This window comes from Paenibacillus sp. JGP012 (genome assembly GCF_014203995.1).
Lineage (GTDB): Bacteria > Bacillota > Bacilli > Paenibacillales > Paenibacillaceae > Paenibacillus > Paenibacillus silvae.
The window spans coordinates 39,392-62,408 of sequence record NZ_JACHKG010000014.1 but is presented as its reverse complement, the minus strand read 5'-3'; the positions used below and the strand labels follow the sequence as shown (position 1 = coordinate 62,408).

The window sequence follows — 23,017 nt, the reverse complement described above, 5'->3', positions numbered from 1 at the left end:
CTCTATTCGTTTACCCCGTTCAGACGCTCTATGCGCTACACCTGCTCGCTTCGCTCAGTTCACCTTCTGACCTGCCCCTGCAAACACCGACTGACGCTCATCCTGAGCGGGTCTGCTTCGGCGATAAGCACTCGGTGACATACCGCTCTGCTTGTTGAAAATCCGGTTGAATTGCGAAAAGCTGGCGAAGCCGCATTGGGCAGCAATATCTGTAATTTTCTCACTGGAATGCAGCAGCAGTTGCTGTGCATTACGAATCCGGGTCATCTGCACGTACTCTGTAAACGTAAAGCCTGTTACTTTGTTAAACTGGCGAGATAAATGATGAGCACTCACATAAAAACGTCTGGACACCTCGTCCAGTGACAGCTCCTGCTGATAATGGCTGTGAATATACGATGCAATGGCATACATACGCCTTGACATGGACGAGCCTGTTTCCTCACGTACATAAGCATTCTCTGCCGCGTAACGATGAAGGCCACATAGAAACTCAACAAATTTATGATGTATAGCCACCGACTGAATAGGTGAAGGATGCTGTGATATCGCAAAAATATCGTTTATAGGCGCGAGGATTTCCCTCCGTCGCTCCTCCGAGAAGCGAAAGATCGGAACCTGCGCATGAAACAGGTTAAACAGCTCGCTGTAATCGCTCTCAAGTCCAGGCAAGCTGCGAGGCATAGCAAAATTGATCATTAACCTTTTGGGCGGTAAGCCCTTAGGATACTGGGTCTTGTGCAGCAAGGAAGGCCGGAGCAGAACGATATCATAGGGCTGCATCTCGTACAAACTGCCTTCAATAATATGTGCCGCACTGCGGTCCAACAGAATGCAGATTTCATAAAAATCGTGAAAATGCTGAAACTCCATATTGAGATCATGCGAGCGCTCGTCGTAATCCAGATGATAGAACAGTGGATCACCCGGCTGGTTCACCTGGATCGCATATCCCTTCTCATATGACAGAACCGACGATGTCATGGATATGCCTCCTTTCTTGATCATGCCTGATTTTATTTTAGCATGAAATGCAATAAAAAGACGGTATTTTCAGCATACATTACGTAGTTTGGAGCAGTGGGGGTTTGATATGATGAAGCTGAATGTCAGCGTTTTCAACATTATTCTTTTTTACACAGCTAACCGTTACAGCCAGGCTTACAGTCTACTTACTAAATCTCAAGGTGGGGAAACCAATATGAAAGCTAACTCCTTGTCCACTCGAATCCATACGATTGTTAAACATTTGGAAAGTGCACGCCTGACTTCCAAAACGTATATACCAGAGCTTTATCATAAAGAGAGTGGTTACCACTCGTGGGACCTCGTACATGAAGACCCTTCTTCGTGGAACGTATTCCGCAAGGGTGACGGGTGGGGCGGTAAGGATGTACACAGCTGCTTCAAAACACGCATCCGTATTCCTGATCATCTGGAAGGAAAGAAGGTCGTATGTGCTATCGTTACCGGTGCGACCGACATCTGGAACTATGATAATCCGCAGTTTCTGGCGTTCCTGAATGGTGAGCTGATCTGCGGCCTGGATGTGAACCATACTGAAATTGACCTGACTCCTGCCGCTGTCAAAGGCGAAGAGTTCGAGCTGGCGCTGTATGCCTATTGCAGCACATCCGCTGCAGATGTTTTCCTGAACGTCTATATTGCCGAGCATCATCAGGCCGTCTCCGATCTGTATTATGACATCAAGGCTGCACTGGATGCTGCAGACCTGCTGCGCGAGGATGATCTGGAGCGCCTGAGGCTGATTGAACAACTGAACAAAGCGGTGAATCTGCTCGATTTACGTCAGGAAAACAGCGCCGCCTTCCATGCATCCGTGCTGGAAGCTCGCGAGTATTTGCAAAACCATGTCTATGGCGAAACTCGCCCTGCGGCTGATCATATCCCGACCGTTCACTGTATCGGACATACCCATATCGACGTGGCCTGGTTGTGGACGCTCGATCAGACACGGGAGAAGGTCATTCGCAGCTTCGCGAGTGTGCTCTATCTGATGGACAAGTTCCCTGAATATACGTTCATGTCCTCACAGCCGCAGCTCTATGCATACCTGAAAGCCGACTTTCCTTCGTTATATGAGAAAATTAAAGAAAAAGTTGCCGAGGGCCGCTGGGAAGCAGAAGGTTCGATGTGGCTGGAGGCGGATTGCAATCTGATCTCGGGCGAATCGATGATCCGTCAGATTATCTATGGCAAACGTTTCTTCAAAGAAGAATTCGGCGTAGAGAACCGTGTGCTCTGGCTGCCCGATGTATTCGGATACAGTGCAGCGATGCCGCAGATTATGCGCAAGAGCGGAATCGAATATTTTATGACGACCAAAATTGCCTGGAATGATACAAACCAGATTCCTAACGACACGATGTACTGGAGAGGTATTGACGGCTCCGAGGTACTGACGCATTTCATTACGGCCAAAGACTATATTCCCCATCCGGAATTCGGCAAGCACCGTTTCGAAACAACATACAACGGCCGTTTTAATGCTTCACAAGTGAAGGGCACTTGGCAGCGATATCAGAACAAAAATATCAACACCGATGTGCTGCAGTGCTTCGGATTTGGAGACGGCGGCGGCGGGCCAACGGAAGAAATGCTGGAACACGGCAGACGGCTTGAAAAAGGACTGCCCGGCGTACCGGCGGTGAAGCGCACCTTTGTACGTGAATTTTTCGAGAAGCTGGAACAGAATCTGGACGGAGTCCGTTCCGTTCCGCGCTGGTCAGGGGAGCTCTATCTGGAGTACCATCGCGGTACGTACACGTCCATGGCTCGCAACAAACGCTACAACCGCCACAGTGAATTTGCGCTGGCAGACGCAGAGCTGTTCTCCATGATTCAACGTCAGGCAGATGCACAGGCAGCATATCCAACCGATGCTTTGGAGCATGCCTGGAAGCTGACGATGCTGAACCAGTTCCATGATATTTTGCCGGGCAGCTCGATCGAGCAGGTTTACGTCGATTCGCAGGAGCAGTATGAAGAGGTGCTGCGCGTCACGGACGAGCTGAAGGACAGCGCCCTGAACGGAATCGTAAGCCGGATTACGTCAGACGGTGAAGGGATTGTTGTGTTTAACACAACCGGCTTTGTCCGGACCGATGTGGTGGAGCTGCCTTCATTGGCGAAAAAAGTAACGGTCTATGATGGTGATCAACCTGTACCAAGCCAGCTCACGCAGGAAGGCGGCCTTGTGTTCCTCGCTGAGAACGTGCCAGCTGCCGGGTATAAAACGTTCCGCATCATACCGGATACCGCCGCTGAACTTGGCATCGCAGGGGTATCCGTTGCCCAGTGGCAGTCCGAAAAGCGCTCCATCGAAACCCCTTGGTACGATATTCGCCTGAATGACAGTGCCGAATTCGTATCGGTATGGGACAAACTGGAGGGCCGTGAACTGCTTCAAGCCGGTGAGCGCGGCAACGTGCTGCAAGTATTCGAGGATCGTCCTGCCGAGTATGAGGCATGGAATATTGACGATTATTACGAACAGCATATGTGGGAGATCAACGACCTGCATTCGATGGAATGGCTCGAAAACGGGCCGGTTCGTTCCGTGCTTCAAGTGAAGAGACAGTTTCTGGACTCTGTCGTTGAGCAGACGATCATTTTCTATGCACACACACGGCGAATTGATTTCCGTTCCTTTGTAGACTGGAAACAGGAGCACCTGCTGCTCAAAGTTGCATTCCCGCTCGATATCTGGAGTGAAAAAGCCGTCTATGAAATTCAGTATGGCAATGTGGAACGCGCTACACACCGCAACACCAGCTGGGATCAGGCGCGGTTTGAGGTATGTGGTCAGAAGTGGGCGGATCTCGCTGAGAGCGGATACGGTGCTGCCCTGCTTAACGACTGCAAATACGGATATGACATTCACAATTCGGTGATGCGTCTGTCCCTGATCAAAAGCGCAACGTATCCGAACGAAAATGCCGATAAAGAGCAGCATGTATTCACCTACTCGCTCTATCCGCATCAGGGCGATTTCCGTGAGGGACGTGTCATCCAGGCCGCTTATGATCTGAACCGTCCGCTGGTCGGCCTGGAAATAGGTTCACAAAGCGGTACGCTGCCGGGTACATGGTCGCTTGCTTCCGTAGATCAGGAAAATGTGGTGCTCGAGGTTATTAAAAAAGCCGAGGACAACGATGACACGATCATCCGTGTATATGAAGCCCATGGCCGCCGCAGCCGTGCCTCCTTGCAATTGCCTGAGGAAGCAGCTTCAACAGCGTACGCATGTGATCTAATGGAGAATATCGAAGCGGAGTTCCACGTAGAGAATGCACGTATTACTTTTGACATCAAGCCATATGAGATTTTAACGTTCCGCATTCCCCGGGTAAACAACTGAATCAGTAACCGTACCAACTACTGCAACAACTAGAAAAGGGCTGCTTCCTGTCATTCCGACACGGAGGCAACCCTTCTTTATTTTAGCTAAAATCCATCCAGAAAAATTGAGAGATGGCCAGACCTAATCCGATCACATTAGTCACAGCAAAAAACCATTTTCTCGCTCTCGGGCTGATTCGCTCGCCTGTCCATAGACTCCAGGCTGTAATGCCGTTAACCACAACCATAATGATTAATGCAAGCCACCAATTCGCCGCCAATGCTCATCGTCCTCTCCCGCAACAGCTTATCAAAATTCCTCGTAATCCCTCGGGTCCTGATTCCACAACCGTCCATCCGCTCGGTTAAACGAGGCCAAAATCTGCATCTCTTCTGCACTCAGCTCGAAATCAAAAAGTTCAATATTCTCCTGCTGATGCTGCAACGAGCCTGCTTTGGGAATAGGAATGGAGCCGAGCTGCACATGCCAGCGCAGAATAATCTGAGTTGGCGTTTTGCGATGTGTCTCTGCGATCCGAAGAATGTGCTCATGCTGCAAAATATCCTGCACCGCATCATTACCCCGTCCAATCGGACTCCATGACTCGTTGACAATGCCATGCTTCGCATCCTGCTGCCGCTGATTCGCCTGATCGAAGAACGGATGCAGCTCGATCTGGTTCAGGCTCGGCGCCACGCCCGTCTCCTGAATCAGCCGTTCATTATGCTCCGGCATGAAGTTGCTGACACCGATGGAGCGGATGTATCCGCGTTTTTTCGCTTCGATCAAGGCCTGCCATGCTTCAACATACTTATCCTGCTTGGGATTCGGCCAGTGAATCAGATACAGATCGTAATAGTCCAGATCGGCTCTGTACAAAGACTCCTGAATTGCGACCAACGCTTTATCATAGGCATGATATCGTCCAGGCAGCTTGGAGGTAATCAACAGCTCGTCTCTCGTAATAGAGCTGTTCTTGATTGCTCTGCCAACGGTCGCCTCATTTTCATAGTTATAAGCTGTATCAATCAAGCGATACCCTGCTTCCATTGCAGATGCAATGGATTGAACGCCAGCCTCCCCTTTCAGACTGTACGTGCCAAATCCAATTGCAGGGACTTTCAAGCCATCATTTAATGTGTACTCCGGGATATGATTCATTCGAGAACTCTCCTTTGTATAAGGTAGTATCCTTCTTCCTGAATAAAATGGAAAAGTCGAACCGCTCTCTCGTTATTCTACCCCTGCACACAAGCCTGAATCAATGCAAACTACGCTCCAGCCCGAATAACGCTTTGGGAAAACAGAATTACTGAGCTTTCCCCATTAATATGTTTGTGATGATGTCCAGCTGGTTTTCTACCGCAATAGCGTCACTTGGCAGGAATTCATCAAAATCAATGGAGTACACATGCCCCGATTTCCCTGCTGGTGAGGCATCGATAAGCTTCTGCACATCCTTGACCTTCTCCTCTGCTCCCTTGTTTACCGCCAGGAACAAACGATCACCGATATATTCGGGAATGACCTCGCTCGAGATTTCCCACGTATCGCCATGGATGACATCCGAATCCACTTTCGCAGCTGGCTTCAGACCAAGGTATTTGTATAAAATATTGCCTCCCATGTTGGTATCCCCGTATACCATCAGTGCATCTGGACGTACATTCAGGATTGTGAAGGTCTCACCCTCTTTGACATAAGGTTTGATTTTCTCCTTGTAGGTTGCAATCTTGGTCTCGAATTGCTCAATCCACTCCTTCGCCTCTTCCTGCTTCCCGAGAATATCACCGAACATCTCCACATCCTGGATCGGATCATTTGTTTGCTCGACAACAATTGTCGGGGCAATCCGGTTCAACGCTTCATAACCGCCTTCCACAAGCTCGGCAAAGGTTGGTGTCGTGACAATGAGATCAGGCTCCAGCGCCAGAATCTTCTCTGCATCCGGCGGAACTCCAACATCAGTAATCCCGGTCTTGTCACTGATATGCGGATTATCCATAACATATGTCGTTGTGCCCACTGGCTTCACGCCAAGTGCTATAGGCTCCCCCAGATGAAAGAGGCTGACAACACGCTGCGGATGCACGGGAATGTCTGACTTGCCCTTCAGGTGTGTATATGTCCGCGTTTCTACAGCTGCACTGTCTGATACAGTCGCTGAAGCCGCAGAGCTGACGGGCTGCTGAGCAGCAGTTCCCCCCGTAGTTGTGCTTGCCTGACAAGCACTCAGAATCAATGATGTGTACAGTACCATCATGGCTCCAAAGGCTGGTCTTGAAAATCGAAACATGGATGTATCCCCTTCCCAACTCCACTGATAATAAGATTCATTCTCATTATGAGAAGGTAAGGAGTTGGAGACAATAGACGATTCTAACGCACGCAATGGATTATTCTGAACCCGAGTGTTCATTTTCTGCTGATGCTCTGCGCGATATCGAAGCGGGGAATGCCCGGTATATTTTTTAAACAACCGACTGAAATAATAGACATCTGCATAACCCACCTGACTTGCAATGTCCTGAATTTTGGAACCTGACTTGAGAAGCAGCTGCTTGGCGCGGTGCACACGTACATGGATCAAATACTCGATCGGCCCAAGACCGATCTGACTTCGGAATAAACGAGATAAATAACTGGTGCTGCAATGATACCTGCTCGCCAGCTTCTCCGCAGTAATCGGTTCACTATAGTGTACCTGTATATATTGAATCGCTTGAGAAACCATGTTGGTGCGAGTGTTCCCGGTCTGAGTGAGCAGCTGTTTTCTTTGTCTGAGAATCTCGTGCACGAAGGGCATTAAATAGGACTGGGCCTGCAGCTTGTCCAGCGAATCATTGGCTTGCAGCAAACGCTCCATGGCTTCACATTTCTCCTGAATCGGCAATAGTGCAGCGGGAGCAAAACTATACGATTGTGCCAGACTTTCCCGATCCTTTGAAGATGCTGGTACCACCTTATATACTACGAGATAACCAGTCCATGTATGAGTCTGATCGGGTGCTTCAAAGCTCAGCCCTGTACCCTCACCCCCATGCAAAATATACGGTGAGCGGCAATGATACACCTCATCTGCCATCCTGATCCTGACCTCTCCTCGCGTAAGAACGAAGAAACAGCCGATATGTGCATCCAATGTGGACTCCGGCTCCGACCCGGACTCGAACCCGGGCTGCGAATCGAACTGTTCCCCCACAACCTCACCTTTACCCTGCCCCTGCTCACGATAGGCCCGGATACTTTGCAGACGAACAGCCGCACGGCTCCATTGCTCGATATGGGCGTTCCAATCCACTAACAACTCCATTAAATCTTCCCCCTGCCTATATCCTTCCCTCATGACCCGTACTGCTTCTTTTTCTTATCCTGCGTCCCTTAAATACGCCTATTATATCACAGACAAAAAGCCATCAACCGGGGAGGGTCATGGCTTTCTATCAATCTGAAATTTAAAAACATCTTAGGTAAGGGAGCTTGAAGACAAGACGTTAGTATTCGCGAACATATTCCTTTTCCCTGGTCTCCTTGAGCTGCACAATGTCATGACCCGTTGGATTCTGGAAGGCCCGCAGCCCAAACGTTGGTGCCACCGCAAAGATATGGTCAAAAATATCTGCCTGTACATTCTCGTACACACCCCAGTTGGTATCGTTACTGAATGCATAGATTTCGAGAGGCAGTCCGCGATCTTCAGGGGCCAGCTGTCTCACAATCATGGTCATGTCCTTATTGATCTTCGGATGATGTCTCAGATACTGATGGATATATTCACGGAACACACCGATGTTGGTGAGCTGTCTGCCGTTGACATTACTTTCCCTGTTCACCTGGTGTTCTGTGTTATAGGCTTCAATTTCCTTTAATTTGGATGTGATGTACTCCGTTAAATAGTGAATTTTCTCAAAATCGGCCACCATCTCTTCATTGCAAAAACGGATACTGCTAATATCAATAAAAATACTTCGCTTGATTCTTCTTCCGCCTGACAGCTGCATACCTCGCCAATTGCGGAACGAGTCCGAAATGAGCGCATAGCTAGGAATCATTGTAATCGTCTTGTCAAAATTCATGACCTTCACCGTATTAAGGGTAATGTCGATTACATCGCCATCGGCGTTGTACTTGGGCATCTCAATCCAGTCGCCAACACGTACCATATCATTGGACGACAGCTGCACACCCGCAACGAGACCTAGAATGGAATCCTTGAAGATCAGCATCAGCACCGCCGATAACGCACCAAGTCCACTAAGAATAATTAACGGATTCTGTCCAATCAGACTGGAGATGACGATGATGCCGCCGATGATAAACAGGACAATTTTGGCTACCTGAATGTAGCTCTTAATCGGGCGAATTTTGGAGACTTCGTAGGTACGATAAATATCGTCAAACACATTAAGCAGTGCATTCAGCACCGTTATCATGATCACAATCATGTAGGTCATTGCCGCTTTTTCAATCAAAGCCTGATAGGCCGGGAAAATATACGCAGTGTAATAGATAATAACAGCCGGTACAAGATGGGACAGCCTCTGGAATAGCTGTTTCTGAACAACGATGTGTCCCCATTTAAACCGATTGTGGCTCACGATCCGATGCACGGTCTTCAATACAAGTCGTTTGGCGATATAGTTGGCAATCATCGAGACTAGCGCGATAAATATGATCATTATGACACTCGCAACATATCCAATGGCGGGTTCGCTTATGCCCAACTCTTCTAGTTGTTTTCGGATAAATTCCATAGTTTCCTCCCAACGCAATGTATATTAACTAATTATTATAAGACAGTTTCGAGCATGAAGTAAAATTTCATCTATTATATTTAAATAATGAACTATACACAAAAAAGCAACCAGACAGGTTGCTTTTTTGGGGGTTATGATAATTAATTTATGTTTATGAACAAGGGAGAGTTATTCATAATTTTTTGGCAAATTGATTAAGCTGCTCCGACATTCGATGGATTTCTTCGATGTAGGTTAGAACCTGTTTAGTTGACATGGCTTGCTGATCCACAATAGACGTTATATGTTCAATCGAATCACGCATATCATCCATTGCTGCTTCAAATGTTTTCAACGTATGTTGAATTGTATTCGTGGAGTGGACTGATTCATTGGACAACTTCCGTATCTCGTTGGCTACAACACCGAATCCTCTCCCATGCTCGCCAGCATGAGCTGCTTCAATCGCCGCATTTATGCCCAGTAAATTCGTTTGATCCGCTACTCGTCTGACGATAGCTAACACCTTGTCCGTTTTATTCACCTGTTCTACTGTCTGATAGGCCAGATCACGAAGATCCTGAGCAGTCCCTGCCAATCCAATCGAGCTTTCCGTTACTTGCGAAAGCTGAAGATTGGCTTGAGATAGTGAAATTGAAATTTGATTGGAAATGGATATTAGTTCAGTCTGCTTTCTGACCTGAATCGCAATACCACCGATGACTTTTCCGTTTGTATCGTGTAGTGGTGTAGCTGTCCCTATAAACTCGAATCCGTAAAACCCAGAGGGGACCTCTGCCCGCAGAGCTACGTTGTTTCGAATTGCTTGCATTAAAGGCTCCTCTGTATGCAACGGCTGACCAACTTGTATACACAAGTCGATGTTCTCACCAGGCCAATACGCTAAAAACCTCTCTGTATCACAAATCGCGATCGATAATTCGGCCGGAACTGCAGCTTTAAACATTGGGATCATTGCCATCGCAACTTCAAGTGATTCGATGTTATGCACCCTGAAATCTCCCTCTCTGCCAATGTAATATCAATTCTACTTTAGTCCTTCCGTTTCTATAGTTTTAAGCCATTATATCATACACTGAAAAACCAAAAACAAGAATAACCGATACAACCCGGTGGAAACTTCCACTTTACTTCTCCAGGTCTGTTCCTTCACCACATCGTGATTTTTGTATCTTTACGTTTGATTCCTTGCCTGCAAGTTTCTATAATGGCTTTAAACGATGGACGATAGACGATGAAATTGACTCGTCAACGATATGAAAGGAATGGAATCCCATCATGATGAATTCATATACATCGCATGGCCCGTCATCTCTGACCTTTGCGCTTCTACATATAAGACAGCTGTCCGGGCAGGAGGGAAACACGCCTCGCTTCGACAGCCACAAGTTGATCTATATTGCTTCAGGGCAGGGATGGCTCCAATGGAAGGACAAGCCGCCATGTCCCGTGCGTTCGGGAAGCTGCTTTTTGCTCTCGCCGGAAACGGCATATCATCTCTCTATGGAGGAAGAAGAAGCGCCTCTGCAAGGGTATGAACTCGTCTTTGACGGGATACGCATCATCGAAGCTTACCATGCAAAAGGACAGATCAGGCGTGTACCCGCAAGATTTCCGTACGAAGGAGAAATCTGCTGGTACGAACCGCCACAGATCGGCCAAATGATAGATCAATTATATGCAAGACGTGGACAGTCTGATGAACGGCAGGAGTTTCAGAGGCAACGGCTCTTCATGGAGCTGCTGGATCATGTGTGGGAACAGGCAGACTGGTTGGAAACCTCGGCTCCAGACATCAACCCGGCCATTCAGCGCTCTATTCTCTATATGGAGCAGCAGTACGATCAGGAGCTGACCCGGGAGCAGCTTGCACAGATCGCTGATATGAGCCCTGGTTATTATTCATCTTTATTTCGCAAAGAAACGGGTACAAGCCCGATGGACAGGCTTGCCGAGATTCGAATCAAGCATGCAAAACAAATGCTGGTCACCTCCGATAAACCTATACGCGAGATTGCTCAATCTGTCGGCTTCAGTACGCCATATTATTTCAGCTCACGCTTTAAACAGGTGGTGGGCCTGCCACCGACGGCATATGTACAGCGTAATCAAGAACGAAGCATCGCCAGCTCCCTGCTGTATACTACTCATCTGCGTGCTTCCATTTCTCCGGCAGCAGCCGAAAACCGACCGCCTGAGCGGATTGTCGGTGTCTTTCTGGAAGATCATTTAACTGTACTGGGCATCCAGCCGATCGTGCAGTATTCACGCTCCGGATACTATCAGAGATACTTGTCGAGCGCTCTGGATGGTGTGCAGAAGCTGGATGTCAGCCGCATCGACTTTGGCTCGCTGCGAAGCTTGCGTCCTGATCTGATCCTGCTCGGATTTCCCGACTTTGCAGCAGATGCGCGATACGAGCAGTTCGCGGCGATTGCCCCTACGTATGTATTCCAGCAAGCCGGGTTGGATTGGCGATCAACATTAATGAGCATCGCAGGTCTGGTGCACCGGGAGGAGCAGGCTCAGCAAGCTGTTCAACAATACGATGAGCAGGCACACAGGGCCAAGCAGGAACTCGCAGGCATGATCGGAGATGAATCTGTGGCTTTGCTTCGGTTTCATTTCAGAGAAGGATTATGCTTGTATGGTGGGCCTGAAAGCTACACCGGCTCTGTGTTATACGAGGATTTAGGCCTGAAAATGCCACCGCTGCTTCAGGAATGGTCTCGCCACCCTGCAGGTGCGGTCATTCCGCTCAGACCCGAGAGTCTAAGCCAGCTTGAAGCAGACCATCTGCTGGTTATTGTGGACGATGCTCAGACTGAACAGGCACAGCTGCTGTTTCAAAGTCCTTATTGGACTGAACTCGGCGCAGTTCGAAACAATCAGGTGTACATGGGTACAACCGATATCTGGATGACCTTTGGTATGCTCGGACATGAACGAAAAATCCAGCAGGTGCTGGACTCCATACGGAGCCGCAGAAAATAAGCTCTATAAGCGCGATTCGGCAACAGTGAAGCGAGGCTGTCCACGGATGAAACGCACAATCTCATAAATGAAATCGAACAATTCTGTATGGTCGATTTGCCAGAGCCCATGTTAGAATCCGTATGAGAATGATAATCTTTATCATATAGGAGGATACAACATGAGGAACCTACGTGACCACTTGCTGGTGTGCTTCATCGTTTTAGTATTCGCTGTTCTAACCGCTTGTGGGAGCACGAATCCGGCAAGTTCCACTCAGGATAGCCGTTCAGACCAAACAGCAGAGGCATCCGGCGACAACCAAGCATCAACAACAACCGCACAGCAGGACGGAGCTCAGGTGAACACGTTCAAACATGACTTTGGAAGTATTGAAGTACCTGCCCACCCCCAGCGGATTGCGGGTTTATATCTGGAAGATTACCTTGTAGCTCTGGGAATCAAACCGGTGACACAGACCGTTATAGGCTCGTTCTCGTTGAAATACTTGCAGTCATCCATCGGGGATTTGCCTAAAGTGGATACCAGCGCCATCGATTACGAGGCGATGCTCGCTGCCAGACCCGATCTGATCCTGCTTGCCTTCCCTAATTATGCGAATGACGGGAATTACGACAAGTTTTCCAGCATTGCACCTACTTACGTTTTCGGAGCAGATGCTCCAGATCAGTGGCGAGAAGCCTTACGGACCATCGGTGAGCTAACGGGTAAGCAGGCCGAAGCAGAGAAGGTGCTCCAGAGCTATGACAGCAAGGTGAAGGATGCCAAGGCCAAACTTAAAGCCGCCATCGGAGATGAAACGGTCGGTTTTGTCCGTGTTCGCAGCAATAAGGAAATCCGGCTTTATGGCGGACCAGGGGGATATGTCGGCAATGTCCTCTATACCGATCTGGGATTAAATCCACCACAGATAGCTAAAGATCTGGCTTGGGGTGAAGACACCAGCATGGCTGTCATCTCTAAGGAAATCATCCCGGAGATTACAGCAGATCATCTGTTCATTACTTACGATGAAGGCGGCAAAGAGCTGGCACAGGAGTTGATTAACAGCAGCATCTGGAAATCCCTCCCCGCCGTGAAAAAGAATCAGACCTACGAGGTAAGCATGGATCATTGGATGACCTTCGGGCCGCTCGCTTACAACAAAAAGGTGGATGATGTGCTGCAAGCACTCGTCAAATGATCGTAATTGTGTGTACTGAAGATATGCATAATCAGGAGGGAATCGAGCATGGAGCAGAGGATGGAAGAAACCTATCAGATTATTGAAAAAACGATCCGCGAACGGCGTACCGTAAATCATTTTACAGGCGAAGACGTACCTGTACCGCTCATTATGGAGCTGCTGGATGCCGCTGTATGGGCACCCTTTCACTCGCGCAAGGAGCCCTGGCGGTTCCTCATGTTTGTTGGAGAAGGACGCAAGCGTTTCTCGGATGCAGTGCTTGCTACATATACAGCGGACAAGCGTGAGCAGTACGGCGAACGAGTTGAGCAGGCCTACTGCTCCGAGGTCCCGGTGCACCTGCTGGTGCTGATTGACGAGGAGCCCCGTTGGAAGGAATGGGAAGAAGCTCTGTCAGCGGCAAGTGCTCTCATTCAAAATTTGCAGCTGTTAGCCTGGGAACGAGGCATCGGCGTTGTCTGGAAAACGAATGACTACAACTGGAATCCCGCATTCCGGGAAGCGGCGGGTGTAAAGCCAGGCCAGAAGGTGGTTGGGACACTGCATATGGGATATTTCGATCCGTCGAAGGTTCGCCGCGCCAGACCACGTACACCGGTATCAGAGTTATTGACGTTGGTGGACACCGTACAGTCTGCTGATATCACGGTAACCGGGAATAGAACCACGAGCAGGTAGGCCCATTCTAAATTAAATACTCCCCATGAACGGTACAGTTATCATGTTTGCAATGACCTGTCCGTTTCTGTGGGGAGTATTTTTGCTATATTTTCGTACCTGCATATTCACTTCAACGCATTACATATCTAACAGTTCACTCACTGTAACCAAACGATACCCGTCTGCCGTCAGTTCCTCCACCAGCACACGCACAGCCTCAACAGTCTGAGAGCGGTCGCCATATCCGTCATGGAAAATCAGCACACTGCCAGGCTTCACTGCCGAGCGGCTATGCTCCACAATATGCTGGGTTCCGGGATTGTCCCAATCCCTGGCGGCGCCGTTCGCTGCCCCAATTGTGCGATATCCACGCTCCGCAGCCAGAGCCAGAATATCATCATTTACGCCAAAATAAGGCGGCCTGAAGCTCCGGGCAGACCCGCCCGTGACCTTCTGAACCAGCTGTTCTGCCCGCCGCAGCTCCTCCCCGGCCTCTTCCAGCGTAAGCTCGGTCAGGTTCGGATGGGTATAGGTATGATTGGCAATCTCATGCCCTTCACGGTGCACCTCTGCCGCAATGTCCGAATGTGCCTCCATCTCCTCGCCAATCATAAAAAATGTCGCATGACCGCCAGCGCGGCGGAAAATGTCCAGCACTTGCGGGGTGTATACCGGGTGCGGACCATCATCAAATGTAAAAGCTACAACCTTTTCCTGCACCGTTACCTGCTCGATGATCGACTGCTTTACCATATAACCTCGTTCCCCTCTCTCTGACTGCTCAGATTCACTCTACCTTATTATTTCATGGCCCGAAGCCCGGGTCTAGTCCATAAAAAGTTGAACATGTGTACACAAACACGCCGATGAGAGAACATTGGAGGCAACTTAGAGCCTTAGAGCTACCCTTTGATTGCACCTGCAATCATGCTCTTCTGCACCTGTTTATTCAGCAGCAGGTAGATTACCACCGTTGGCACCGTTGTAATCATCAGACCTGCTCCGATGATGCCCCACTGCGTAATGTACGTTCCGACCATGGACATCATGCCCACCGTCAGCGTCTGATAAGCGGTATTGTTAATAAACGTAACTGCAAACATCAGCTCATTCCAGCACGACAAAAACGTAAAAATCGCTACCGTGGAGATTGCCGGGGTTACGAGCGGAAGAATAATAGAGAAAAACGTGCGGTATATGCCGCACCCATCCATAACCGCAGACTCTTCCATCTCTCTCGGAATGCCTTTGAAAAAACTGCCCAGAATGAACACTGCCATCGGAATACCGAAGGCTACATAGGGGATAATGAGGGCCCAATAGCTGTTGAGCAGACTCAGGTTTTTCAAAATAATAAACAGCGGCAGCAGCGCCGCATGAATCGGCACCATCATGCCCAGCAAAATCAGCGTCATTGTCAGCCCGCTCAGCTTCCAGTTCATTCTTGTAATCGCATATCCCGTCATCGAGGACAGAATCAGCACGAGAACAATGGATACCACCGTAACCAGCACACTATTCATAAAATAGTTCAGTACATGCCCGTCAGACAGGGCCCTGCTATAATTACTCCACAGAAAAGCTTTGGGAAGTCCCACGACATCCCCGCTGAAAATTTCACTGTTATCCTTCAGGGAAAACAGCGCCAGCCAGATCAGCGGATATATCTGAATGAAGGCGATCAGCATCAGACACGCCTGCAGCAGCACTTTGCCGATGGCTCCGGTGATGGAGCGCTGAGGCCGGGGCTTTTTTTGCAGCATCACATTAAGGGTACTCATACGTCTTCCCTCCTCTACTCTGTCTTGAACAATGAATTAATGAGAATGGTGCACACCAGACATTCCACAATGATAAAAACTGAAATCGCACTGCCGTATCCGTACCGGAACATGTCAAAAATCGTGCTGTACATCAGCGTGCTTGGCACCTCTGTGCTGTAGAATGGACCGCCGCCTGTCAGGACATAGATCAGGTCAAACACTTTGAATGCTCCTATCACCGAAAATACCAGACACACCTTGAGAATCGGCTTCATCAGCGGGATCATAATGGACCAGGCCACACGTATACGGGAAGCACCGTCCATACGGGCTGCCTCAAGCACATCCTGAGATACAGATTTGGCTCCCGCATACATAAGCAGCATATGATATCCCATGTACTGCCACAGTGTAGGGATAAACGAAGCTGTCAAGGCCGTGTGCTTCTGTCCGAGCCAATCCTGCGCCCAGCTGGATAGACCGATGTTCTGCAGCAGGACGTTCAGCAGCCCGTAATCCGCATTGTAGATTTTGGACCATAGCTGGGCAATGACCACCGTGGAGATCAGTACAGGAATGAAATATACCGTCCGGTAAAAGCCTTCCCCCTTCACGTTGGAGGCCAGAATCAGCGCCAGTACCAGCGATATAGGCAATTGAATGAATACAGAGGCACCTGCAAAGAGCAGTGAATTTTTGATCGAGTTGAGCACCCGGGTATCCTTGAACATCTCTACATAGTTGTCCAGCCCGATAAATGTGCCCTTTCCTACCCCGTTCCAATCGAGCAGACTGTAATAGCTGGAGATGAAAATCGGAATCAGCACAATGCCGCAGAACAGAATCAGTGTGGGCAGGACAAAGACGGCAATCGTGCCTTTATTGGAAAATACAGCGTTCATCACTCTTCTCCTCTCAAAGGCGTGACCGGGAACATCCGGACCACGCCTCGTTTGGGCTTTATTTTGTTTGTAGCAGGCGGCAGAGAGAGCCTGTTTACAAGATGTATATGCATTCAAAGTTCGAAAGGACGTGCACGCAGCATAAGCATGCTTGCCTGTTTAACCTACAGGCTTAGCTCCGTTGGCTTCAGCTGCGCCATCTGCTTGCAGAACTCCTCTGGCGTCACATCACCAGCCAGCAGCTGTGCGATCAGGTTTTTATGTGCTTCGGCCGATTCGGCAGGCAGAATGTTATCCCACCACGCGATGAATGAGGTTGCCGTTTTCATAATGTCCGCAGCAGACAGGTCGAGAGAGGACAGGCTGGACGTATCGAGGGAATCCGTCTTCCAGCTCGGCAGTCCGGCTCCAGCAAGGAAACCCTGCGTACCCAGCTGCTCGCTCAGATACATGAGGAATTCCACGGCTTCCTTCGGATGCTGAGTCGTCTGACTGATGTAGAATCCATCGACGGCTCCGCCGAAGATTTCGGTATTGGTGCCTTTGCCATCCTCAAATATCGGGAACGGGATGACCTTCACTTTGCCTTTTACCGCTGAAGACGATGGGTCTTCAATACCTGCATTCACCCAGTTGGCCTGGAACATCATCGCTCCATTGCCAGCGTTAAACGCCCCCAGCATCTCGTCATAGCTCATACTGAACATGCTGCTGTTGAACGCTCCAGCCTTGGCGAGCTGCTGCATTTTGGTGGCGGCTGCCACAAAGTCTGGTGAATCCCACTTGGACGGGTCTTTGAAGGCCTCGATCACGGCTGCATTGCCTGCTTGACGCATCGCAATAATGTCATACCAATACATGCCCGGCCAGCGATCCTTCTCGCCAATGACAGCCGGCGTAATCCCCGCCGCCTTCAGCTTGGTGACAGCATCCAGCAGCTCGTTATATGTAGTCGGAATTTTGGCACCCGCCTTGTCAAACAGGTCCGTATTCACGTAAAGATTAGCGATGTGTGTGTACACAGGCAGCGTGTAGATTTTGCCGTCCATGTTAATCGCCTCTGCCATCCCCGGGCCCATTCGCTCCTTGATATCGTCTTTCAAATATTCTGTAATCTCCAGGATGTTGCCGGATTTGATATAAGGCTGCATAAAGCTGCCCCCGCCCATTCCGTAAAACAGGTCTGGCGCCTCACCTGCCGCGATAGAGGTTTTCACCTTGGTTTTATATTGCTCTCCTGTGGTGCCTGTACGTTCAACCTGGATGTCGGGATGCTCGCTGTTCCATTTCTCCACAATCTCGGGCAGCAGCTTGGCTGACGGGTCTGTTGTACCGACGGATTGATCCCACAGTGTCAGCTTGATCTTGCCATTGCTTTCTCCCTGCGACCCGCCGCTTGATCCAGACGAACATGCCGCCAGACTTCCCGCAAGCCCCAGAGCCAGAAACAGATGTAAAGATTTCTTTAATAGCGCTTTCATCATATGACCTCCCCGATCTTTTTGTTGGTTCTATTCACATTTTAGTAAACGTGTGCAGTGTGCTCCATTTAGAAAACAGGCATCGCTTTGTAATATTCGAACATTTATGAAAGCGCGACCAAATTGCCGGGTGCGGAGTGCGCTAACTTTTGACGTTTCGATACTCATTCATGGAGCGGCCGAACTGTTTTTTGAACAACACGCTGAAATAATGCGGGTCCGGGATGCCTACCTGCTCCCCGATCTCATACCCCTTCAGATCGGTCTGCTTCAGCAGCGATTCGGCTTTTCTCATGCGAAGCTGCGTTAAATATTCAACAAACGTCTGCCCGGTTTCTTTTTTCATCAAACGCCCCAAATGACCCGGACTTACGTAAAAAGCAGCCGCTGTGCTCGATAAACCCACATCCGCATTGCCCATCTGCTCTTCAAGGTACGCCTTGACCTGATCAATCAGATTGCCTTCCCTCGCTTGACGTTTCGTCTGAATCGCATCCGCTATGGTCCGGACATGCTGCTCCAGCAGCATTTTCAGCTCAGGCAAATGCTCTACCATCAGCATCATGGCAACAGCTTCCTTGTTAAACACCTGCTCACCCTCAAGCTGCTGCTCCATCGCGGCGCGCTGGCATTCCGTAATTACATCCATGGCAGCCATGCGAAACTGTACCACATTGGAGAATGGAGCAGCGAGGATTTTGGCGAGCAGAGACAGCGCCTCTTCCCCCGCACCTACACTGACGCAAAATTGCAGCTGCTGAAGCAGGCTGGTGTCGGAGCGATAGGGCTGATTGTGATTGCGTCCGTCCATCACGAGATCCTCGAAGCAAATGACCTGATTTTTCCCCGCAAATGCCTGGTATTCCAGCGCTCGACAAGCCTCTCGGTACGCCGTACAGACCCCCTCCCACCCGGCATGCCTCTGTCCGATCCCTACCGTTACTTGTACTGCAATGCCTTCGAGAGTAAGCAAATGCTGCAGTTTCTCCTGAAGGAGCTCCATCTGAGAAGCGAGGCTTGCATTAGGATCGATCGAGAGGGTGACAATGCGGTTATGTGTGTCCATCACGATAATGATGTGCGGATTCTCCTGGTAGTAGGCCTGAACATGCTGTAAACCCTGCAAACGAAGCATGATCGGGATCTCCTCTGTGACATATGGGTGGACAGATGCATCAATCTCGATTACAGCTACTTGAGATTCCGGCATGCCTGACGGGATGGGAACGTCGAAAAAGTGCATCTGCTCACGTCCTTCCTCTTCATGCAGTGCCCCCTGCAGCCACTGATTCACAAATCGCTCCTTGAGATACGGCAGACTGCGCTCCATCTCCTCCCGCAGCTTCGCCAGTTCAATCTCCCGCCCTCTCTCCTGCTCAATGGATGCTCGCAGCTTGGCGGTAACCTGCAATAACTCGGATGCCCGGATCGGTTTCAAAATAAAATCGGATATGCCCAGCTTCACACTCTGACGTGCATATTCAAATTCATCATGTCCCGTCACCACTACGATTTTGATGTTCGGATAACACTCCAGAATCCGCTCGCTCAGCTCAATGCCGTCCATCTTGGGCATATAAATATCCGTGAACACGATGTCTGGATGCAGCTTCTCTACCTGCTCCAGAGCCTCCGCAGCATCGGAGGCTTCGCCAACAATCTGCATGCCCTGCTGCTGCCAGTCGATGCGCATGCGCAGCAGATTTCGGATGAGGTACTCGTCATCCACAATCAATACTTTTAATGGTTCCATGGTGCACCTTCTCCCTTCGGGATGGTAATGGTTATGGTGGTTCCTTTTCCAGGCTCACTCTCAAGCTTCATTACATCTTCACGATCATAATAAATACGCAGCCGCTCCATCGTTCCCCACAGGCCAAAGCTCGCATTCACATTAGCGTCCGAGTTGGGGGCAGAAGCTGGAACGGAAGAGGCCTGAATTGAACTGATGGTGCCAGATTGCGATGGCTTGAGCATTGGCCAAAAGGATTTTTGCTTTTCTGAACGCTGGATCTGCTGCATTTGTTCTTTGGACATACCCACTCCGTCGTCAGTAAGTGTTAGTGTGACAGCATCTGCCGTTTGCCGAGCCTGAATACGTATCATGCCTGGGCTGCCTTTGGCGCGAATGCCGTGATACAGTGAATTTTCCACCAGTGGCTGGAGTACGAGCTTCGGCATCATAACCCGCTCGCAGTCAGGATCAATATCATACTGCACCTCGAATACACCCGGATAACGTACCTGCTGAATGGACAGATAATGACGAACAATCTCAACCTCTTCATGCAGTGTAATCACCTCATTACCTTTGCTTACACTTAACCGGTAGTAGCTCCCGAGCGCCTCCAGCATTTCGCATACCTTGTCGTTCATACCCGACATCGCCAGAGATGTGATCGAATCCAGCGTATTGTATAGAAAATGTGGCTTGATCTGCGCTTGAAGTGTGTTCAGCTCGGCTCGGCGGATCGTCTGCTGCTCCTGAATAATACGCTTCAGCATCTGTTCAATCTGCTCGATCATCTGGTTATAACCGCTGTACAGCTGTTCGAATTCGGAACTGTTCAGCTCCACTTTGACTTTGCGAAAATTACCGCTTGGTGCTTTCTGCATGGATCGAAGCAGCTTATGGATGGGCTTGATTACACTGCGAGAGATGATGAAGGAGCTGATGAAAAAGACAGACCCGTTCACCGCAAGCAGCATAAGTGCAAGCAGCACCAATGATTTGTTACGGGTATCTGTGGCACGGTATGGACTCATGCTGATATATTTCCACTGATCTTCACCAGCGGAGAGATAGGTTACTGCGTAGTCCTGTCCGCCGGAATGCAGTGTCACAACACCCGAGGGCTGTTCCTGAAATGCTTGGGATAACCTGGCCTGATTGGCCTGTAAAATCTCCTGCATACCCGCCTGCTTCTGAGCCGCAGCTGTGGAGGCTTGGGAAGCAAATGACTCTGCTGATGCTGGAGATGATGTAGACTTCGTAGACGATGTAAGTGCTGAAGGGACTGGAGATTTTGAAGCAACTGCTGTAGAAGCCATGTTTGTAGCGGTATTTCTAGCGACGTTTGCTGCGGCATTGGTTGCGATAACTCGCATATGCTCATCCAGAATAGCCACCTGAAACGAATCAGATGCAGGCAGATTGGCGTAAGCTTGAGCAATGGATTTCTCTTTAATGTTCATGACCAGAAAGCCAAGCGGGGATGTGTCATCCAGATCACGCATTAAACGTATAAAAGAGACAATTCTCTCTTGATCATCTTCTCTCCCGGCGTCCCTTTCTTTTTCTTGCTGGTTGTCCTTTACTTTTTCATATTCTTGTTCCATGTTCATTCCAATGGCTGGAGGGCCATTCACTTTTGGACTGCTGTTTTCACCGATATTCCTACTATTGTTATCACGATTGTTTCGACCCGGTTGCCCAATGCCTTGATCATTGTTATTCGGGCTCCTGTCTGTTTCCTTGTTAGCCACCGTTACCGATTCAACCTCGTTTTCGATGCTGTCCCCACCATTGAGTCTGAGCAGATACCTCCCTTTGTACCTCAAAGCCTGCTCATACCATGGCGCATCCTCCACCTTTGCTTCGAGAAAAGCAGGCCATTGCTGCGTTCCTACCGAAAAGCGATGTCCCGAGTTATCATAGATATAGACTGAATCAATAATTGGAACCGCTTGCATAAGGTTGGTCAAATAAGCACTAACCTTGGATTGTGTCTGCAAATTCGAATACACATTGCCCTGCCGTAGCAGGTTTTGCAGATTGGGGTCGGAGAAAATCATTTTCGAATAATTGTTCACATTCTCCATCATAAGATTCACGTTTGTCTGGATGGAGGTAATCGTCTGCAGAGATGCTTCGTTAATTTTCTGCTGCGCATCATTTTCCGAAATACGATTCAGCACCAGCGCACTGAACGCCACCGTTAGCAGAATAATGACAAAGTACGCAAAGGGGATTTTAAAAGCAAGTGTCCTGGGCTTACGCTGCATCAACTCTCTCCAATGAAACTTTAGCTGGAGCTTCCTTCTCAACATCAGGCCCTCCCATCGGCTCAAATTTTCCGGGCGTATACACTCTCTCGGATTTTATACAATTGTATATTATATGCTTGAATCTTGAAGGACCTCAACTGTTTTTATCGCTTTAGCAGGTTTGTTTTGGTAGAGAACCGGTCTGGTAAGGGAGGTGATTTCCAAAGGGAATGAATAAATGTACATTGGACGACATAAAAAACGACCCTCACCGTAAAAGTGAACGTCGCTCATATTAGTTATATTGGGAATGAGGATAGGCCAGGTGACTCCCGCAAGCGCGTAGCTAACATCTACAGGCGAAAGCAGAGCTTCGTTAACAACGCTACTCTTGCGAATTAAAGCGAGAACTCGGTAATACCCTTTTTGGAAGCATATTTCAGCGTGTAACTTCCTTCTGTGCCGTAAGGCATGGTCGCAATGTTGATACGGGTATAATCCAGCCGACTCTCTCGCAGTACCTTTTTAACCATTGCTATACCTCGATCTTCATCCGTCACCACACAAAAAATATTCATCACAAATTTGTTCGGATCGGCCACACTGCTCCCCAGGTCACATCCATCCACCTCTCCCAGATCATGCTGAGTCAGCGCAGCTTCAAGATACTCCATGACCTTCTCCTTCAACCACTGATCACGCTTGCTGCCCTTGGCACTCTTCAGCGGATACTGCACGACAAGCCAATGTTTCTCGGTCATTTGGGTTTCCCTCCATCTGAATACAGTTTTCTAAAAAAGTTAACATTGGCAGATTTCTATCGTCAACACATCTCGGATCTCGCTTTGTTACATACTATGATATAATATATAAATTCTGGGATTATATATAAAACCAAGAAAATGCTGAATAGTGCAGAAAAGC

Annotated in this window: 17 protein-coding genes; 4 read left to right on the top strand and 13 right to left on the bottom strand. The window is 49.1% G+C overall.

Annotation, left to right across the window (positions count from 1 at the left end; genetic code table 11):
- Positions 1 to 54: 54 nt before the first annotated feature.
- Positions 55 to 984 (bottom strand): helix-turn-helix transcriptional regulator, encoded by a 930-nt coding sequence (locus HNR77_RS17455; protein WP_184186982.1) that lies wholly within the window; start codon positions 982 to 984, stop codon positions 55 to 57.
- 109 nt (positions 985 to 1,093) lie between these two features.
- On the opposite strand from HNR77_RS17455, the gene HNR77_RS17450 reads away from it, so the two are divergent.
- A complete protein-coding gene (locus HNR77_RS17450) occupies positions 1,094 to 4,381 on the top strand; it encodes an alpha-mannosidase (RefSeq protein WP_260410619.1) in 3,288 nt (1,095 codons plus the stop codon).
- An 82-nt stretch (positions 4,382 to 4,463) separates the two neighbouring features.
- Here the strand turns inward: HNR77_RS17450 and HNR77_RS17445 are convergent, their stop codons facing one another.
- The 5 genes from HNR77_RS17445 to HNR77_RS30665 form a co-directional block, all read right to left on the bottom strand.
- Positions 4,464 to 4,643: a hypothetical protein gene (locus tag HNR77_RS17445; RefSeq protein WP_184186979.1), complete on the bottom strand. Its 180-nt coding sequence runs from the start codon at positions 4,641 to 4,643 to the stop codon at positions 4,464 to 4,466.
- A 29-nt stretch (positions 4,644 to 4,672) separates the two neighbouring features.
- Positions 4,673 to 5,524 carry an aldo/keto reductase gene (locus tag HNR77_RS17440; protein ID WP_184186976.1) on the bottom strand — a complete coding sequence of 284 codons (852 nt, stop codon included), beginning with the start codon at positions 5,522 to 5,524 and terminating at the stop codon, positions 4,673 to 4,675.
- Positions 5,525 to 5,672: 148 nt separating this feature from the next.
- Positions 5,673 to 7,676, bottom strand: a complete 2,004-nt coding sequence (locus HNR77_RS17435) for an AraC family transcriptional regulator (RefSeq protein ID WP_184186973.1) — start codon at positions 7,674 to 7,676, stop codon at positions 5,673 to 5,675.
- A gap of 181 nt (positions 7,677 to 7,857) precedes the next feature.
- Positions 7,858 to 9,117: a mechanosensitive ion channel family protein gene (locus HNR77_RS17430; protein ID WP_184186970.1), complete on the bottom strand. Its 1,260-nt coding sequence runs from the start codon at positions 9,115 to 9,117 to the stop codon at positions 7,858 to 7,860.
- 175 nt (positions 9,118 to 9,292) lie between these two features.
- A complete protein-coding gene (locus tag HNR77_RS30665) occupies positions 9,293 to 9,931 on the bottom strand; it encodes a methyl-accepting chemotaxis protein (protein ID WP_311768644.1) in 639 nt (212 codons plus the stop codon).
- Positions 9,932 to 10,398: 467 nt separating this feature from the next.
- Between HNR77_RS30665 and HNR77_RS17420 the strand changes: the two genes are divergently transcribed.
- The 3 genes from HNR77_RS17420 (at position 10,399) to HNR77_RS17410 (ending at position 13,978) form a co-directional block, all read left to right on the top strand.
- Complete coding sequence (locus HNR77_RS17420; RefSeq protein WP_184186967.1) at positions 10,399 to 12,114, top strand: helix-turn-helix domain-containing protein; 1,716 nt, start codon at positions 10,399 to 10,401, stop codon at positions 12,112 to 12,114.
- Between the two features lie 160 nt (positions 12,115 to 12,274).
- A complete protein-coding gene (locus HNR77_RS17415) occupies positions 12,275 to 13,297 on the top strand; it encodes an ABC transporter substrate-binding protein (RefSeq protein WP_184186964.1) in 1,023 nt (340 codons plus the stop codon).
- 48 nt (positions 13,298 to 13,345) lie between these two features.
- Complete coding sequence (locus HNR77_RS17410) at positions 13,346 to 13,978, top strand: nitroreductase family protein (protein ID WP_260410618.1); 633 nt, start codon at positions 13,346 to 13,348, stop codon at positions 13,976 to 13,978.
- 120 nt (positions 13,979 to 14,098) lie between these two features.
- Here HNR77_RS17410 and HNR77_RS17405 read toward each other — a convergent pair whose 3' ends face one another.
- From HNR77_RS17405 to HNR77_RS17370, 7 genes are all read right to left on the bottom strand, one after another.
- Positions 14,099 to 14,713 carry a polysaccharide deacetylase family protein gene (locus tag HNR77_RS17405; RefSeq protein WP_184186961.1) on the bottom strand — a complete coding sequence of 205 codons (615 nt, stop codon included), beginning with the start codon at positions 14,711 to 14,713 and terminating at the stop codon, positions 14,099 to 14,101.
- Between the two features lie 149 nt (positions 14,714 to 14,862).
- Positions 14,863 to 15,741, bottom strand: coding sequence for a carbohydrate ABC transporter permease (locus HNR77_RS17400; RefSeq protein WP_221443892.1), 879 nt, complete (start codon positions 15,739 to 15,741; stop codon positions 14,863 to 14,865).
- Between the two features lie 14 nt (positions 15,742 to 15,755).
- Positions 15,756 to 16,625 (bottom strand): carbohydrate ABC transporter permease, encoded by an 870-nt coding sequence (locus HNR77_RS17395; protein ID WP_145405812.1) that lies wholly within the window; start codon positions 16,623 to 16,625, stop codon positions 15,756 to 15,758.
- A gap of 164 nt (positions 16,626 to 16,789) precedes the next feature.
- Positions 16,790 to 18,106 (bottom strand): extracellular solute-binding protein, encoded by a 1,317-nt coding sequence (locus HNR77_RS17390; protein WP_184186958.1) that lies wholly within the window; start codon positions 18,104 to 18,106, stop codon positions 16,790 to 16,792.
- 142 nt (positions 18,107 to 18,248) lie between these two features.
- Complete coding sequence (locus HNR77_RS17385) at positions 18,249 to 19,859, bottom strand: response regulator transcription factor (protein WP_184186955.1); 1,611 nt, start codon at positions 19,857 to 19,859, stop codon at positions 18,249 to 18,251.
- The gene (locus HNR77_RS17380; protein ID WP_260410624.1) at positions 19,847 to 22,111 is read right to left on the bottom strand and encodes a cache domain-containing sensor histidine kinase; all 2,265 of its coding nucleotides are present in this window, start codon (positions 22,109 to 22,111) and stop codon (positions 19,847 to 19,849) included. Before HNR77_RS17380 ends, HNR77_RS17385 begins: the two co-directional genes overlap by 13 nt.
- A gap of 380 nt (positions 22,112 to 22,491) precedes the next feature.
- Positions 22,492 to 22,854, bottom strand: coding sequence for an SAM domain-containing protein (locus HNR77_RS17370; RefSeq protein WP_184186952.1), 363 nt, complete (start codon positions 22,852 to 22,854; stop codon positions 22,492 to 22,494).
- Between the last annotated feature and the right edge of the window lie 163 nt (positions 22,855 to 23,017).